At 55.7% G+C, this 16,189-nt stretch carries 15 protein-coding genes; 3 read left to right on the forward strand and 12 right to left on the reverse strand.

The annotated features are described in order from the left end of the window. Positions 1–72: 72 nt before the first annotated feature. Together frr and lipA are read right to left on the reverse strand one after the other, a co-directional pair. Positions 73–660 carry a ribosome recycling factor gene (gene frr / locus OHL19_RS00940; protein ID WP_263355701.1) on the reverse strand — a complete coding sequence of 196 codons (588 nt, stop codon included), beginning with the start codon at positions 658–660 and terminating at the stop codon, positions 73–75. 156 nt (positions 661–816) lie between these two features. Next, the gene (gene lipA / locus OHL19_RS00945; RefSeq protein WP_263355702.1) at positions 817–1,722 is read right to left on the reverse strand and encodes a lipoyl synthase; all 906 of its coding nucleotides are present in this window, start codon (positions 1,720–1,722) and stop codon (positions 817–819) included. A gap of 263 nt (positions 1,723–1,985) precedes the next feature. Between lipA and OHL19_RS00950 the strand changes: the two genes are divergently transcribed. Further along, on the forward strand, positions 1,986–2,765 hold the full coding sequence (locus OHL19_RS00950) for a hypothetical protein (protein ID WP_263355703.1): 780 nt from the start codon (positions 1,986–1,988) through the stop codon (positions 2,763–2,765). Positions 2,766–2,875: 110 nt separating this feature from the next. On the opposite strand, the gene OHL19_RS00955 is transcribed toward OHL19_RS00950, so the two are convergent. After that, the gene (locus OHL19_RS00955; protein WP_263355704.1) at positions 2,876–4,969 is read right to left on the reverse strand and encodes a S9 family peptidase; all 2,094 of its coding nucleotides are present in this window, start codon (positions 4,967–4,969) and stop codon (positions 2,876–2,878) included. Between the two features lie 133 nt (positions 4,970–5,102). Here OHL19_RS00955 and OHL19_RS00960 point away from each other — a divergent pair, with 133 nt between their 5' ends. Together OHL19_RS00960 and OHL19_RS00965 are read left to right on the forward strand one after the other, a co-directional pair. Beyond that, the gene (locus OHL19_RS00960) at positions 5,103–6,062 is read left to right on the forward strand and encodes a DsbA family protein (protein ID WP_263355705.1); all 960 of its coding nucleotides are present in this window, start codon (positions 5,103–5,105) and stop codon (positions 6,060–6,062) included. A 111-nt stretch (positions 6,063–6,173) separates the two neighbouring features. Further along, complete coding sequence (locus OHL19_RS00965; RefSeq protein WP_263355706.1) at positions 6,174–7,250, forward strand: SurA N-terminal domain-containing protein; 1,077 nt, start codon at positions 6,174–6,176, stop codon at positions 7,248–7,250. A 480-nt stretch (positions 7,251–7,730) separates the two neighbouring features. Here OHL19_RS00965 and OHL19_RS00970 read toward each other — a convergent pair whose 3' ends face one another. The 9 genes from OHL19_RS00970 to OHL19_RS01010 all read right to left on the reverse strand — a co-directional run bounded on the left by OHL19_RS00970 (position 7,731) and on the right by OHL19_RS01010 (position 16,103). Then, positions 7,731–8,567, reverse strand: a complete 837-nt coding sequence (locus OHL19_RS00970) for a tetratricopeptide repeat protein (protein ID WP_263355707.1) — start codon at positions 8,565–8,567, stop codon at positions 7,731–7,733. A gap of 187 nt (positions 8,568–8,754) precedes the next feature. Then, positions 8,755–9,195, reverse strand: coding sequence for an ExbD/TolR family protein (locus OHL19_RS00975; protein WP_263355708.1), 441 nt, complete (start codon positions 9,193–9,195; stop codon positions 8,755–8,757). 39 nt (positions 9,196–9,234) lie between these two features. Beyond that, positions 9,235–9,672: an ExbD/TolR family protein gene (locus OHL19_RS00980; protein WP_263355709.1), complete on the reverse strand. Its 438-nt coding sequence runs from the start codon at positions 9,670–9,672 to the stop codon at positions 9,235–9,237. A gap of 156 nt (positions 9,673–9,828) precedes the next feature. Then, a complete protein-coding gene (locus OHL19_RS00985; RefSeq protein WP_263355710.1) occupies positions 9,829–10,569 on the reverse strand; it encodes a MotA/TolQ/ExbB proton channel family protein in 741 nt (246 codons plus the stop codon). A 133-nt stretch (positions 10,570–10,702) separates the two neighbouring features. Continuing rightward, positions 10,703–11,425 (reverse strand): energy transducer TonB, encoded by a 723-nt coding sequence (locus tag OHL19_RS00990; protein ID WP_263355711.1) that lies wholly within the window; start codon positions 11,423–11,425, stop codon positions 10,703–10,705. Between the two features lie 189 nt (positions 11,426–11,614). Next, complete coding sequence (gene secF, locus OHL19_RS00995) at positions 11,615–12,571, reverse strand: protein translocase subunit SecF (protein WP_263355712.1); 957 nt, start codon at positions 12,569–12,571, stop codon at positions 11,615–11,617. Positions 12,572–12,663: 92 nt separating this feature from the next. After that, positions 12,664–14,286, reverse strand: a complete 1,623-nt coding sequence (gene secD, locus OHL19_RS01000) for a protein translocase subunit SecD (RefSeq protein ID WP_263355713.1) — start codon at positions 14,284–14,286, stop codon at positions 12,664–12,666. Positions 14,287–14,340: 54 nt separating this feature from the next. Continuing rightward, the gene (yajC, locus tag OHL19_RS01005; protein WP_263355714.1) at positions 14,341–14,661 is read right to left on the reverse strand and encodes a preprotein translocase subunit YajC; all 321 of its coding nucleotides are present in this window, start codon (positions 14,659–14,661) and stop codon (positions 14,341–14,343) included. A 674-nt stretch (positions 14,662–15,335) separates the two neighbouring features. Further along, a complete protein-coding gene (locus tag OHL19_RS01010) occupies positions 15,336–16,103 on the reverse strand; it encodes a hypothetical protein (protein WP_263355715.1) in 768 nt (255 codons plus the stop codon). Positions 16,104–16,189 lie beyond the last annotated feature (86 nt).

Raw genomic sequence — 16,189 nt, forward strand, 5'->3', positions numbered from 1 at the left:
GGCTATCAAGGACACTGCAAACGAAAAGGCCGCCTCGATTGAGGCGGCCTTTCTGGTTAACGCGGATTGTGTTCAGATGCGCATGATGTCGGCTTCTTTTTTGGTGGCGAGCTCTTCCAGGTGACGAATCTCATCGTTCAACATGCCCTGCACTTCATCCTGGGCACGCTTCTCTTCGTCCTGGCTGATTTCCTTGTCCTTGGACAGCTTCTTCAGGGTGTCATTGCCGTCGCGGCGTACGTTGCGCAGAGCTGTCTTGTGATCCTCAAGCTCCTTGTTGAGCTGCTTGACCACGTCGCGGCGACGCTCCTCGGTCATGGGAGGAATCGGCACACGAATCTGCTTGCCATCGTTTGATGGGTTGAATCCGTGCTCGGGTGCGCGCAGGGCTTTTTCAATCTCTTTGAGCAGGCCGATGTCCCAGGGCTGCACGATGATCATGCTGGCCTCGGGGGTGGTCAACTGGGCGACCTGGCTGAGCGGCGTCGGCGTTCCGTAGTAATCCACGCGCACTTGATCCAGCAACTGCACGCTGGCGCGTCCGGTTCGCAGCGAAACCAGATGCGTCTGAAAATCAAGGACTGCCTTTTCCATTCTTCGTTTCAAATCCGCGTGCAAGTCCTTCAACACCGGAATTCCTGCCATATATGAAACTGCCATTCTGTTCCTCTTCCTGTGGCCGGCCCTGGGCTGGCCGACACAAATGCCAGAGTTATTCTATCGAATCCAGCGGATAGATAAGTGCATAGATAAATGCATGGAAGTAGTTGATCAGCCCGCTACCCGCGGGCTGATCCCTTTGGAAGAAGCATCCACCTAGACCAGCATCGTTAAGCCGGTGGAAGCAGCCTGCTCGTGTGCGTGATAGCTGGACCGCACAAGCGGACCGCTCTCCACATGGCGGAAACCCATCTTGAGCGCTTCGGTCTTGAGCTCTGCGAACTCCTGGGGCGCATAGATACGGGCCATAGGGAGATGATCTTTTGAGGGACGCAGGTATTGGCCGATCGTCAGAATGTCGCAGTTTACCTTGGCCAGGTCACGGAAGACATCCAGCAATTCGCTGGTCTCTTCGCCCAGCCCTACCATTACGCCGGACTTGGTTACGCCCTTGGGGTTCAGTTCCTTGGCATACTCCAGCAGGCGCAGGGTACGCTCGTAACGGGCGCCTGAACGCACTACGCGATAGAGCCGAGGGACAGACTCGGTGTTGTGGTTCAGAACCTCGGGCCTGGCGTCGACTACGATCTGGATGGCCTCGGGCTTGCCCTGAAAATCGGGGATCAGCACTTCGACCTGACATCCGGCGGCCTGCTTGCGAATCTCGTCAATCACCATGGCGAAGGCTTTTGCGCCGCCAATAATATCGTCGTCGCGGTTCACGCTGGTGATTACCGCGTGCTTTAGCCCGAGAATGGCGACCGCTTCGGCGACACGACGTGGCTCGTCGAAATCGATTGCGTCGGGGCGGCCTTTGGGTACCGCGCAGAAGCCGCAACGCCGGGTGCAGGTGTTGCCCAGCATCATGAACGTGGCCGTCTTGTGTTGCCAGCACTCGCCGATGTTTGGACAGTGCGCGCTCTCGCATACGGTGTGCAATCCCAGCGAACGCGCCAGGCGCTTCAGGTCATGGTAATTTTCGCCGCCGGGTGCGCGTGCCTTCAGCCACTCGGGTTTCGGTGCCGGGGTCTTGCGAGCCGTCTCAATCTGTATGAGTTCCATCACTCTTTATTCTAGCGGGAATCTAGCGGGAATATGGACCGGCGCATTCCAGAGTGCGAAAACTGGCTGTTTTTCGCATTGGAGCTGCCTGGAGAGAGTCTGGATTGAGCGTGGGCTTACGGCAATTTCTTTTTTCAAAGAAAATCAGGACGCATATTACGCCGGGAGCGTGATAGCGTTCACGATAAGGATTTTGCTCTCGCTGCCAGATGTGTCAGCCGAGATCCCCGGCAGATTCCGCTTCGCTACGGGAGAACGACACCATGGCATCAGAGGCGATCCAACCAAACCTGGACCCTACTCTCAAGACCCGCTCCATACATCGGCCCGTAAACAGGACTGTTGAGCGTGGCTTTTTCGCTGGAATGGCGATCCTGCTGTGCGTGATCGTTGTCATCGGCTTTTCGCACACTTACTTTCTCGTGGGCATGGTGCGCGCGCCGCTTCCGAATGCGCTGGTTCACATCCACGGTGGGGCATTTACGCTCTGGATGACCTTGTTTCTGGTGCAGACGGCACTCGTTTCTGCACGCCGCGTTGCATGGCATCGTGCGCTGGGCACGGTGGCCTTTTGTCTACCGCCGATCATGATCGTCCTAGGCACGATCACTGCCATTGACGGCCTGCGGCGGGGCGTCAGAATTGGTCCACTCGATCCGTCGATCTCGCTGGCGATTCCGCTTCTGGGCATGGTTCAGTTTGCGATTGTGATCCTGGCTGCGTGGCTTGCGAAACGCAGGCCGGATTATCACAAGCGATATATTCTCTACGCCACAATCGGTCTGTGCGAGGCGGCGCTAGGGCGTTTTCCGTGGACGCAGATGGGGCTGACGCCTGGGTCGGGAGCTGTTCTCTCGCTGGGTGCCCTGCTTCTAATTCCCCTTGTCTATGACCTGATTTCTCTGCACCGGATCCATCGCGCATCTATGTGGGCGGCGCCGTTGACCTTTGCTGCAGGCGCTTTCGCGGTTCCGATCGGGATGAGTTCTGGCTGGCATAGCTTTGCGGCGTTGCTTGCCCGGACTATCGCTCCGCATGTCTAGGCCAGCTTTTATGCGATCCTGCCTGCATCTCACGGGCTATGACCCCAAAAAACTGGTGGCGGCGACTGTGCAGTCGCCGCCACCATCTTGAGTGCTGAGCGAGCTGACAGCTATTTCGCGGGTGTCTCCGGCGTTGGCTTTGGGGCGGGTTTGGCTATTGGCGATGCGGGAGTGTCCTTGCCTGCGACGTAGTGGTCATACCAGGCGAGCCATCGTTCGTATCTGTCCTTGATGAAGCTTGGCCGGGTGAAACCGTGGAACTGGCCTGGGTACACGATCAGTTCGGTCGGGACATGGAGCGACTTCAACGCCTGATACATCTGCTCTCCGCCGATGATCGGTACGTTGAAGTCGTTTATCCCGCCCATGTACAGGGTCGGGGTGTGCATCCGCTTGTCTGCCTCCAATAACGGGTAGCTCAGTTTCAGATACAGATCCCGGGCCTTCCACGGTACGCCCAGCTCGTTGTCGTATTGCAGGACGTATTCATCCGAGCCATAGAACGAGAGCGGGGCAGCGGAACCGGCACCGCTGATCGCGGCCTTGAACCGATCGTCAGAGGCGGTGGTGTAATCCGTCAGGATGCCGCCGTAGCTCCAGCCTCCGATACCCAGCTTGGCCGGATCGGCTACGCCCATCTTCACTACTTCGTCGACCGCTCCAAGCAGATCGATGACTTCCAGATGTCCCCAGTCGGCGAAGATGGCTTTTGCGTAATCCTGCCCACGACCGGAACTGCCGCGATAGTTCACGTTGATTTCGGCATATCCGTGCGCTGCGAACCATTGGCGTTCAAAGGCAAAGCTGTGATCATCCTGGCCGTTTGGTCCGCCGTGAATGAACAGGATCGTCGGCACCTTTTGGCCCGCCTTGTATCCAACCGGCCTGGTCAGGAGCCCGTGGACTTCTGTTCCGTCCTTGCTCTTTGACGTAAAGTCTTCGGTTGGCACCAGTGTCAGTTCAGCCTGGAGCGCATCGTTTTGCCTGCTCAACTGTCGAAGAGAATTGCCTTCCAGCGCGTAGATCTCTCCGAAATGGGTATCGTCTGTATGCCCTACGGCAATGTGTCCGGCGACGCACTCCAGAGAGGTCGTGGTGCCGGACTCGCTCAGGAGGCGATGCACTCCGTCCCCTGCCAGCTCGACCTCTGCCGGATATTCCGAGCGGTCATCGTTGACCAGGTAGAGCAGCTTGCCGTCTGTCAGGAAGCATGGCTGGCTGACGCTGCGGTCGAGCTTCGCGGCGGGATAGCTCACGGCGCCATCTACGGTGACCAGTGCGGGCCTTGCCTGGCTGTAGGCTCCCAATTCAGGCTTGGCGCCCTGGGTGTAGGCGATCGACTTGGAATCCGGTGACCAGGCCAGACGACCGCCATCGGGACCGATCCAGTTGGTGAGCTTTTTGGCGGTCGAGCCGGACTTGGTTGCAACGACAAATACATCGCTATTGTCGGAGCGGTCCGGATCTTCATCGTGATTGCTTACATACGCGATCCAGGCTCCGTTGGGAGACCAGATGGCCTTGCCTTCTTCCACATTTTTATCTGTCGTCAGTTTCTCGAACTTTTTGGTTGAGAGATCGTACAGATACAAGGCCTCTCGCTGATCATTGCCCAGATAGCCTTCAATGTCCTGCTTAAAGTGATAACGGTCGATCACAATCGGCTTTGGTGGGGTCGGCTTGCCTTCTTCGCCATCCGGCTCGGACTTGGGTTCCAAGGTCAGCAGCAGGTGCTTGCTATCGGGAGACCAGGCGTAATCATGCAGCTCCTGCTCGGTGATTCCGGTGAACTGATCGGCCTCGCCGCCCATGCGATTCAACACCCAGACCTGGGTTCCCTTGGCTTTACCTGCGCGGGAGGACAGAAATGAAATGTATTTGCCGTCGGGGCTGAAGGCGGGGCGCGAAGCTGAATCTTTGCCGAACGTCAGTTGCACGGCATTGCTGCCATCCCAGCGAACCATCCAAAGTTCGGAGTGCCCCTTATCCTCTTTGGTATCAATGCGCGAGACGGAATAGAGCAGCAATGTTCCGTCGGGAGAGATGACCGGGCTGCCGACACGCGCAATTCTGGCTAGATCGTCCAGCGAAATAGTCCGCTTGGCCGGTGTGTCAGCAAAGATATTCAAGGGAAGCAACGCAGCAACCAATCCGAAAGCCAGCAGGCCGCGGTAGACGAATCGAGACAACGTAAATTCAGGCATGGCCAGAGATTAGCATCCCTTGCCTGCTTCCTGGAGAGCAATATTTGCGGGGCTTCTGGCTGGCGAAAATGGCGTGAAATGCCATAAAACGCCCTTGCTGCGATAATAAAAGGGAAAGAAAGGTGGTTCTTACGTGCGTTTTGTCCCGTCCCGATTAGCTTTGTTATCGATAGTTTTTGTTTTTGCGATTGCAGTAGGCTGCAAAGCGCAGGAGACGAAAGATGCGAACAGCGTAAAAGATCCTGTATTAGCTCGCAAAATTGAGGTGCTCGTTCGCTCGCAATTCAACGTGCCGCCGGAGTACAACGTGACCTTGGGAGCGCGCAAGGCAGGCACGATCCCTGGCTACGACACTCTGCAAATTACCATCTCTCGCGGAGCACGCACGACGAGCACGGACTTCCTGATTTCTACGGACAATAACTCCCTTGCCCGGCTGGAGACCTTCAGCCTCGCCAATATTCCTGCATCGAATATTCCAGTCGACAAGCGCCCAATTCGCGGTAACCCGGCGGCCAAGGTCACGGTCATCAATTTTGACGATCTGGAATGCCCCTACTGCGCGCGCATGCATCAGGAGCTTTTCCCTCTGACCCTGGAGCGCTACAAGGATAAAGTTCGCTTTATCTACAAGGACGATCCGCTGACCGATTTACACCCCTGGGCCATGCATGCTGCGGTCAACGCCGGCTGCATCGCCGATCAGAATGACAAGGCTTATTGGGGCTACGTGGATTATCTGCACGCTCACGGCCAGGAGGTCACGGGCGAAGATCGCAATCCTCAAAAGAGCTTTGTAGAGCTCGACAAGATCGCGCGCGAGCAGGGGAAAATCTTCTCTCTCGATGCGGCCAAACTGGATGCGTGCCTGCAAAAGCAGGACGAAACAGCGATTCGCGCGTCTATGAAAGAGGCTGAGAGCCTCGGCGTGGACGGTACGCCTTCCCTCTTCGTCGACGGTGAGCACATTAATGGTGCGCTGCCCGCTGAGCAGGTCTGGATGGTGATTGATCGTGCCTTACGCGCAGCCGGGATTGAACCTCCCCCGCCTCCGGCAACTACTCCGACTCCTGCCCCTGGTTTAGGGCAGTAGGAAGATAGCTCCGGGAAATAGAAACCTCCCAGTTTTCTGTAACGGGGGCTGGGGTTTATCCTGATTGCCTGAGGCTGCGCCATCAAATGTTGCCAGCCAGGAGATGTTCGGTTGGCGCAAGCTTTGAAGTTTTCTGTAATTCGCAATGTACCCGTGCTCTTTCTCGCCGCGGGGCTGCTTTCCGTTGGCGTTATCGGCTGCCACCAGGCTCCGTCGCCGGAAGTGATGGCTACTGTCAACGGCAAGCAGATCGTGCAGGCGGATGTCGACCGCCTTTACAAGCAAAGTATGGGGCAAACTCCGCAGGCTCCCTCACCGGAGCAGGCCGCGATAGTGCGCCTCAATATCCTGCGCGGCTTGATCGATGACGAGATCGTACAGCAGCGAGCAGCGAAGCTGAATCTTGTGGCTACGGATGAAGAAGTCAATGCCAAGTTGACTGAATTCAAAGCGCCCTATACGCAGGAAGAGTTTGAGAGCCAGCTCAAGGCAAAGAATCTCACCCTCGAAGAACTGAAGCGCGATATCCGGCGTACGATCACCAAGAGCAAGCTGATCAATAAAGAAATCGAATCCAAGATCAACGTCACGGACTCGGAAATCAGCGACTACTATACGGTGCATAAGGCGGAGTTCAACCTGATTGAGCCGCAATATCGGCTGGCCGAAATTGTCGTTACCAACCAGCCGGCCAAGCAGGTCAGCAACCTCCAAAACAGCAAGGCGATGAACGACGCGGACGCCAAGAAAAAGATACAGATGCTGCGCAATCGTCTCGATAGCGGCGACGACTTTGCCTCTCTGGCAATGAACTACTCAGAGGATCAGTTTGCCAACAATGGCGGGGACGTTGGCCCCGTTTATGAGTCCTCTGTTCGAAGTACTTACCCTGAAGTATTTGCCGCGATAGACAAACTAAAGGCGGGGCAGACAACAGACGTGCTTCCTATCACGCAGGGGGAGGGTTCCAGCCGCAAGACTGTTGGCTATGCCCTTTATATGCTCATACAGAAAAGCCCGGCAGGCCAAAGAGAAATCACGGACCCGCGAACACGACAGACCATTCGCCAGACTCTGCGCGATAGTCATGCGCAGCTACTGCAGAACGCTTATTACGAAATGCTCCACAACGATTCCAAGGTTCACAATTACTATGCTGAGCAGATCCTGAAACAAGGCGCAAGCTAACGACTTAGCTGTGGTTGCGCCTTCGGCTTAAACCGTTTGTGATCGCGACGTATACCTCGTTCAGATTCTTCTGATTGTCTTCTGCTGCATTCTTTTGCTGGGGCCGCCTGCTTCGCTCGTATCCTACAGCCGGTGTCGATTGCGGGTCCTGGCTCCCGCCAGCCCGTTCAGTCCAGTCCGCCCTCCGTACAAGCCACGCTATAGTCTCATGCCGATTCCCTCGCAGGTGAGGGGTCATCGCTTTCGTTCATGATCTATACGTTCATGGGTCTATAGCCCTGGGCAGGAAAACAACGGCAGTACCATTGCTGGTCGTGGTATTGCGTTGACTGTGGGTTATGACTGTGGGTATTTCCGGCCAATATCAATATCTATCTGTAGATCTAGGGCTGGTGATCTAGTGTCTTCGGCCAAATGCAAGAGAGCCTCCCAATCGGGAGGCTCTCTTGATCGATACGTTGATACGTTTGATGAATGCTGCTACTTCATGTTTCCGCTTGAATCCATAACGATGCCGCCGGGGCCCTTGTCCTTCTTTGCTTCGTTTTCCTTACGGGTGCCCATAGCCTTGTGGCTCCAGTCCGTTGCGGAATCGACATCTGCCTTACGGGCTGCTTCATCGCCACAATCTACGTCTGCCTTGCGGCGATAGACGAGATTTAGATATTGCATTGCGTCGTCATAATTGGGGCGATTTTGAACGGCCAGATTGAGGTACTTCAGACCTTCTTCTACGAGCGGGCCATTCTGCTTCTGAATTTCAGAGCAAGTGCTTTTTACCATCGCTTTTACATTGCCCACACCGTCGTCATTCACGCCAGCGGGTAATGCTTTCAGAAGGTTTTCGTGTGCCTGCGTCCAGTCGATAACGCCGACGGTGTAGGCCGCTTCAGGGTCCTTGGGATCAACGGCTAGGACCTTCTTCTGCCAATCCTTAGCTTCGTTGAGGCGCTTGGTGTTGAAGTAAAGGCTGGCTACGCCCTTGAGGCTGTTGATGTCAGTGGGATCATCTGTAAGCACCTGTTGATATGTGTCGATGGCCTGTTGAGCCGTCTTCATATTTTCAGGAGAAGTCAATCCTGGTACGACATTCTGTGAGAGGGCCGTGGCAAGAAATACCTTCGCGGTCGGAAGCTTCGGGTCCAGATTTTCGGCATTTTGAAAAAAGTGAATAGCGGCTTCATACCTTCCGGCCTTGAACGCTTCTACTCCCTTGTTGAGTTGGTCCCGGGCTTTCAGACGGTCGCATCCGGTCATCGAAACCATCATGGCGACCAGGACAGCCGCTAGCACCGGCAGACGTGCGATTCGATTCATGTTCGTATCCTTCTCCTTCGAGTCGTCGCCAGCTTTATCGCGCCTGGTGTCTCCGCGCGGCTGAAGCGGATGGGAGTATCCGTATCCAGACATATGAGCATAATTCCGGTTGACTTGCTTTGCGCATCGTTTTCGGTGCGCAGAGCAAGAAAAAAGCAGCCCTGCCTACTAGGTAAGGGCTACTCTGCTACTGTCCTGCAGCGATCTTGGGGGTGATCAATCCAACGTGATCTACACCGGCAGCATGACCAATATCGATCACATCCGCGACCTGTGCGAAATTCACTTCGTCATCGCCCTTGATAAACATTACACGTTCTGCGCGATTTGAGTAGATCGTTGTCAACCGGGCCAGAAGATCTCCACGGGCGACGTCGTCCTGATTGATCTTGTATGCAACCGTCGAACCATTGGAGTGCAGGACTGACACCACGATGGCGCGATCGTTATCTGGCTGCTGTTTTTGCGGATCTTTAGGCGGCTGGGGAACCAGCGCGTCCAGACCCTTCGGTACGACTGGAACGATGACCATGAAGATGATCAAAAGAACCAACAGTACGTCGATCAGCGGCGTTACGTTAATGTCGGAGGATATTCCTCCAGGACCAGACCCACCTGTCATTGCCATGTCATAAACTCCCTGAATTTGTCCCGGTAGTATCGCGGGTTACTCTGGTGCCCCGGGTGTCTGCCGTTTTTCGGTCAGCAACCCGACAGATTCGACGCCCGCGGTGCGGACATCATCAATCGCGTTCTCAACATCAAGATACTTGGCACGTGCATCGGCACGTACGAAGATCTCCTTGCCGGGCTTATCGGCAAGCTTGTCGCGTACTTTGCCCCCAAGCTCGGAGGGCGCGACCTTGTCCTGCCCAAGATAGACGGTACCGTCGCGGGTCACGGCAACGACAATCGCGTCTTCTTTATCCGCATCTGCCATGGGCTGTGGATTATCTGTCTTTGCCAGATCTACGTTGACCTTATTCTGGAGCATCGGAGTGATGACCATGAAGATGATCAGCAACACGAGCATTACGTCCACCATGGGGGTGACGTTGATGTTCGAGTTAACCTTGGCGCCTTCGTTGCGTACTGAAATGCCCATGTATGTGCTCCACGCCTTTCGATGAAATCTGATCGCTCTTCATCGAGCCGAGTCACGCATCGTCTCTGAGAAACGCCGGCAGGGAAGTGTTTGCTTCCCTGCCTGCAAGAGAATCCCGCTCATGACTTGTATCGGCTCGGCAGTCCGCAGGCGGGTTTAGCGCTTGTGGCTCTGCTTGATGAAGTAGTCAACCAGCTCGCTCGATGAGTTATCCATCTCGACGTCGAAGGCTTCCACGCGTCCGCTGAAGTAGTTGAAGGTCATAACTGCCGGGATAGCCACGAGCAGTCCGAATGCGGTCGTTACCAGGGCTTCTGAAATACCGCCTGCGACTGCACCGATACCCGAAGACTTCTGGGTTGCGATCTGCTGGAAGGCGTTCAAAATACCCATAACCGTACCGAGCAAACCAACGAATGGAGCCGTCGCGCCGATGGTGGCGAGAACGCCCAGACCGCGCTTCAGCTTGGCATGCACGATGGCTTCAGCCCGCTCAAGAGCGCGCTTGGAGCTCTCGATGGTCTCTTCGTTGACTGCGCCGCCAGAGCTCTTGAACTCCTGGAGACCGGCAGTGACAACTTCTGCAAGGTGCGACTTCTTGCTGCGATCGGCGATCTTGATCGCTTCATCGAGCTTGCTGTCTTTCAGAGCGCCAGCGACCTTAGGAGCAAACTCGCGGGACTGCTTGCGGGCTGCTGTGAAGTAAAGGTAACGATCGATCATGACCGCGAGAGACCAGATGGACATGATGAAGAGCACGACTGCGATGCCCTTGGCGAAGTAACCCATGTTGGTCCAGAGACCAACGAGGCTGAAGTCAGGGCCTGCGGCTGCGTCCTGGAACATGGCAAGGCTGATCGGGTGTGAGGCGAGATGTGCAAATTGAGCGAGAATCACTGAATCGTTCCTCCTGGGGGTGCGTTCTATGCTGCGTAAGTAACTACCGAGGGGAATGCGTCCGTTGTCGGTGCACATTCAGGACATTGCGAAGGTGACTTCAGATTAGACGCGAAGTCACCCAGGAAGTGCATCAGCCACCCAGGCTGAAGACAACGTTGACAGTAGTTTCTACCTCAACGGGATCGCCGTTGAGAAGATACGGCTTGTAGCGCCAATTTCTCACGGCATCCATTGCGGCCTGCTGCAACATTGCAGGTCCACTCAGAACGCGTAAATTGATAATCCCACCGGTCTTGGAGATGGACGCCTGAAGGACGACCGTTCCCTGAACGCGGGCTGCCTTTGCAATCGCTGGATAAACGGGCAGAACTTTCTGCATCAGCAATCCGGTAGCGACACCCTGAGAGATGTTGACCTTCTTGGGAGGCTCCTGCTTGACGACTGGCTTCGCAGGACCGGTGCCGAAAACGCTACCAATTACGCCGCCAGCTACGCCGCCTGCTGAGCCTTCCATACCGGCAACTCCAAAGCTCGTGGATGGAGGAGCTTCTTTTTCCTCAACCTGCACAATCTTTTTGGGAATCTTGGTGGGAGCCATCAATTCATTGTTCATCAACTGAGGCTTCACCTGCGGATGCGGAACATCCGGTGGTGGTGGTGGCGGCGGTGGTGGCGGCGGTGGAGGAGCCGTCAGCAACGTAACCAACGAGGCCTTGGGCAGCGCCTCATAATTGATCAAAGGGTATATGATCGCGCCGGCGAGGATTCCTATGTTGATCGCAAATGTGGCGATCACCCAGGGGTTTCTCTTTTTGATCCGGTTGCTGGATTCGAACGTTGAATCTTCAAACATGGCCGACCTCGAATCTCGTATTAGGTTCTCTAAACTTTAGACACCGACGGTTCCAATTTTGTTCCCGGCCACTTCACCGGTTCAATCCCGCGCTGAGATAAGCGTGTTTCACCTATATCAGAACGACCCATTCACTGCAAAACATGCTGCTAAAACAGTGCAAGTTACGAGGCCTGCATATGCGGCAAGTTATGCTTTGCTGCGCTTGGCTGAAGGCAAAACTGCGGCCTTCCCCTTGCTGCCACGCCATCCCTGATAGGCCACGAGCATGGGAGCGGCGACCGCGATAGAGGAATACGTGCCGATCAAAATGCCTACGACCAATGCGAATGAGAAGCCACGCAATACTTCGCCGCCAAACAGATATAACGCGAGCACAGTAAGGAATGTCAATCCGGAAGTGAGCACAGTTCGGCTCAAAGTCTGATTAATGCTACGGTTTACCACGTCTGTGAGGCTCTCACGACGGGACAGGCGCAGGTTCTCGCGAATACGGTCGAAGACAACGATCGTATCGTTCATCGAATAACCGACAAGCGTGAGGATGGCCGCGATGACGGTGAGGCTTACCTCCTTATCGAACAAAGCGAAGAAGCCGACGGTGATGAGCGTGTCGTGAAAGACCGCGACAACAGCAGCCACGCCGTAGATGAGCTCGAATCGGAACCAGAGATAGATGAGCATGCCGATGAGCGAATAGAGCGTCGCCAGGCCAGCCTGCTTCTCCAACTGCTGCCCGACGGTTGGCCCGACGGACTCAACCCTCACGACAGTCGCATGATTGGCGTAGTGGGCCTGCAGCGCGTCCACGATCTGCTTCCGTCCTGAATCCACGGATGCATCGGATTGCTCAGGAAGACTGATCAGCATCTCGCGCTTGTCAGGGGTGTCATAGTTGACGATTTTCGCGTTGACGCCTGCAGCTTCAGTTGCCTTGCGGATCTGGTTTACGTCGGGATCATTCTGAAACTGCACCAGAACCTGCGTGCCGCCGCGGAAGTCGACGCCCAGTGGCACAGGGCTGCCGGTATGCGCCAGATGCAGGCCCATGGAGATCAGGCCGGCCACGCTGAAGATCAATGAAAAGCCGAGGAAATACCACTTCCTCCCCAGCCAGTCGATATTTGCATTGTGAAAGAGTTCCACGATTCCTATACCTTCCCAATCTCTTGGCGGAACGGCAGTTCCAGATTCGCTGCCGCCCCGCTAACTTACCTAACTACCAACTCGCCGAGTCACTAAATCGAGAGCTTTTGACCTGCCAGCTTGTGATTCACATGCGAGTCGAAAATCACGCGTGAAACAAAGACAGCGGTGAACAAATTCGCCAACAGACCGAACGTCAGCGTGACGGCAAATCCCTTTACCGGACCGGTGCCGAACATGAACAGAATCGCTGCCGAAACGATGGTCGTTACGTGCGTATCGACGATCGTGATCCATGCATGAGCAAAGCCCTGATCCACGGCCTGCGCAGGACCTTTGCCCGCGCGCATCTCTTCGCGAATACGCTCGAAGATGAGCACGTTGGAGTCGACACCCATACCGATGGTCAGGATGACTCCGGCGATGCCCGGCAGCGTGAGAGTAGCGTGGCTGTAGCCCATGAATCCGAGCAGGATCACGAGGTTCAGGAAGAGTGCGAGATCCGCATTGATACCCGCGCCTCGATAGTAGATCAGCATGAAGACCATGACGGCCAGCATGCCTGCTACGGCAGCTACAACTCCCTGCTTGATGGAGTCGGAGCCGAGCGAAGCTCCAACGGTACGCGCCTCAAGCTGCGTGATGCTGGCCGGAAGTGCGCCTGTACGCAGGGTGAAGGAAAGCGTCTCGATCTGCTCTTTGCTGAACTGGCCTTCAATCTGGCCGTTGTCCCGAATCGCGCCGTTGATGATGGCTACATTCTTTACACGGCTGCCGAGAACGATCGCCATGTAGGTGTGAATGTGCGTGGAGGTGTAGTCGTAGAAGCGCTCTCCGCCTGCGTTGGTCAGCACGAAGTTCACGCCCTGACGGCCGGTGTCGCTGGAGTCAATCGCACTCGCGTCGCGGAAGTCGCGTCCACCGACGATGGAAACGCGCTTGAGCCGGAAGACGTGATCCTGGGAGTCGGAAGTGATGCCCTGGCTGTCTCCGTGGAGTATCAACTCATCCGGAGGAAGCGATCCGTTCACGCTGGTCAATGCTTCCTGCTCGCTGGCATAGCCCTGCGGATCACCAGTCACTTCATGCACCTCAAGGCGCGAGGTGGACTGAATAATGTCGCTTACGCGGTCCAGGTTGTCGATGCCCGGCAGCTCAACGAGGATCTGGTTTTCGCCCAATCCGTAGCGTTGAATCTCGGGCTCGCTTACGCCTAGTTGGTCTACGCGGTCACGAATGGTGTCGATCGACTGATCAACCGCCTTCGATTCCAGATCGGCCAGTAGAGAAGGCTTCATGGTAAGAGTGAAGCCGTTACCGCCGCTGAGGCTTGCGATGTCGTATTCCACGCCGTAGCGGTCGCTCAGTTCATTGCGAACATCGCTGGACTTGGTTGGGTCGATGCCGGAAACCGTGATGATATGCGGGGAATCCGGATTCGGAACCACCTGCGTGAACGTCAGATGATTCGTCTGCAAATCCTGCTCGATGCGGGCCACGGTATTGTCTGCGTCCGCTCTTACAGCATCCTTCACGTGCACCTGCAACACCAGATGGGCGCCGCCGCGCAGATCGAGCCCCAGATGAATGCGTTGTGTGATCGCACTCGTGATGGCTGCTCCCGTTACACCTTTGGGAATGCCAAAGATGCCGTAAAGGCATACCAACAGGACGCCAAAGATAATTGCAATCTTGCCGTTCAGATTTTTCTTCATGGTTATATCGTCAGTACGCACAATGTCGGCGGCTAATTCAGCCGTCGATTGTAGCTACTTGCTTCCTTCTTCCTGGGTGGTTACGGAAGCTATGGAGCTCTTCACCACCTCAATCTTGATGCCGTCGGGAGCGATGCGCAGGGTCAATGCGTCGTCCTTGATGCTGATAATTGTGCCGCGAATGCCACCTGTCGTGGTGATCCGGTCGCCGGTCTTCAGATCGGACAGCATCTGCGCCCACACCTTCTGCTTTTTCTGCTGCGGGCGAATCATCATCAGATAAACCACGCCAATCATCAGCACTGGCAAAAGGAGAGAGAAACCCGAACCGCCCGGGCCGAAATTAAATCCACCCGCCAACATCGCAAAACTCATCAACACAAAATCCCTTCATCTATCCGGCCGACTGGTTAATGTAACCGGCCTGGCCACAGGAGCGTCCGACCTAAAGGCCCGCTACCTTCGGTAAATTTTTGTCTCCGGGAATGGTCGCCGAGGGTTGTTTTGAACGCGAGTTCCCCGTTCCAGACAATCCCGGCACGTCGGTCACTGCCGATCTGCCAACCCGCAGCAGCAGCCCAACTGCTTTCTGCTTCCTGTTCGACACCGCTTTGCACTTAATGCTGCGCCTTCAGGCTGCCTACAGAAAATGCGCAACCTTCCAGCCATTACAGCATCGCAATCAGTCTAGCAAACCGGTAGGCTCTATAAGACAGGGGCGGAGCGCCCGCTGTCAAAATAGCCCTAATTCCGGGTCAGATTTTGTGCCCGGAGGATTAACTTCCGTCCGCGCCTTGATACATCCCTTATGAATAACTCAATTTTGGCCGGGCGCAGTGCATGAAAAGCCAGGTAATTTTCCCATTTCCAAGGGAAAAGAAGATGCTCTTCCGGCGCAATGTGGCGAATTCTGGAGGCCGCATTCTGTTTCCCTGGTCAACCGCGAGAGATGGAATGCCCTGTTTCTGTTGCAGTTTTCATCGCAGATAGGTTTTCATTGCACTGAGCTGCCTGCGGATTTCAACAGCTTTTATTGTCTTTTGTGCAGATTAAGGCTTGGAGGGCGTCTCGGGAGTCTCGTCTCCATCCTCAACGAGCACTGCCGATCCGCCAACCACATCGAAGCTTACCGCGTCTCGACCGGCGGGGTGAAAGGTTACTTTCAGCGGGTCTCGCTGCCACTCCGGCAGGCCGCAAACGGGCCAGGGGTGATTTGCGGCATCGTATTCGGAGAGTTTTTTTGCGAGTACCGGCTTGCGGATTGAAACCTGGGCGACGATGGCATACAGGCTCTTGCCTGTTGCTGTAATGCCACAGTAAGCCGCGTAGTCGCGAAACCAGGCCATCTGGCTTGCGCCGGGGTCGTAGTCCGGCAGCTTCAGGGCTGTCACATGGCCTGTTACCCGGTCGACGAGCAGCCAGGGGCCACGTTGCCAGACCCAATGCGCGCCTGCCGGTTTGTCTCCGGTGGCGGAGGCAGATGCGGAGGTGGCGGCAGGCTTGGCGTCGCCGGGCAGGTTGTCGTTAATGCGCAGCGCGCGGCGGACGACAAAGCTACGGTCGGTTACATCGTGCGCATCGCCGGTGGTCCATTCACTGATACGACCGTCGATCAGCAACGCGCGCGTTCTTAGAGAACTTTCGTCCGGGCCAGCGCCAGCTGGGTCGCCGGTCTTCGAATACGGCACCTGCTTCACCGAGCTGAGCACCACGGTATGGGGCTTTTTCGGCGGCGCTGCGGCATCCATGTCCGAAGACAAAAACAGGCACGCCGCGAGGAATACCGGCAGCAGTTTCAAAAACAGTTTTGGGAGCATATGTGCACCGATATTACGCGCATTCTGCTCCCAAATAATCGGACTTTTTCTTCGCCTATTGGCGAGCTGATTTTTAGCTCTGCCCT

The sequence above is a fragment of the Acidicapsa ligni genome (assembly GCF_025685655.1).
Classification (GTDB): Bacteria; Acidobacteriota; Terriglobia; order Terriglobales; family Acidobacteriaceae; genus Acidicapsa; species Acidicapsa ligni.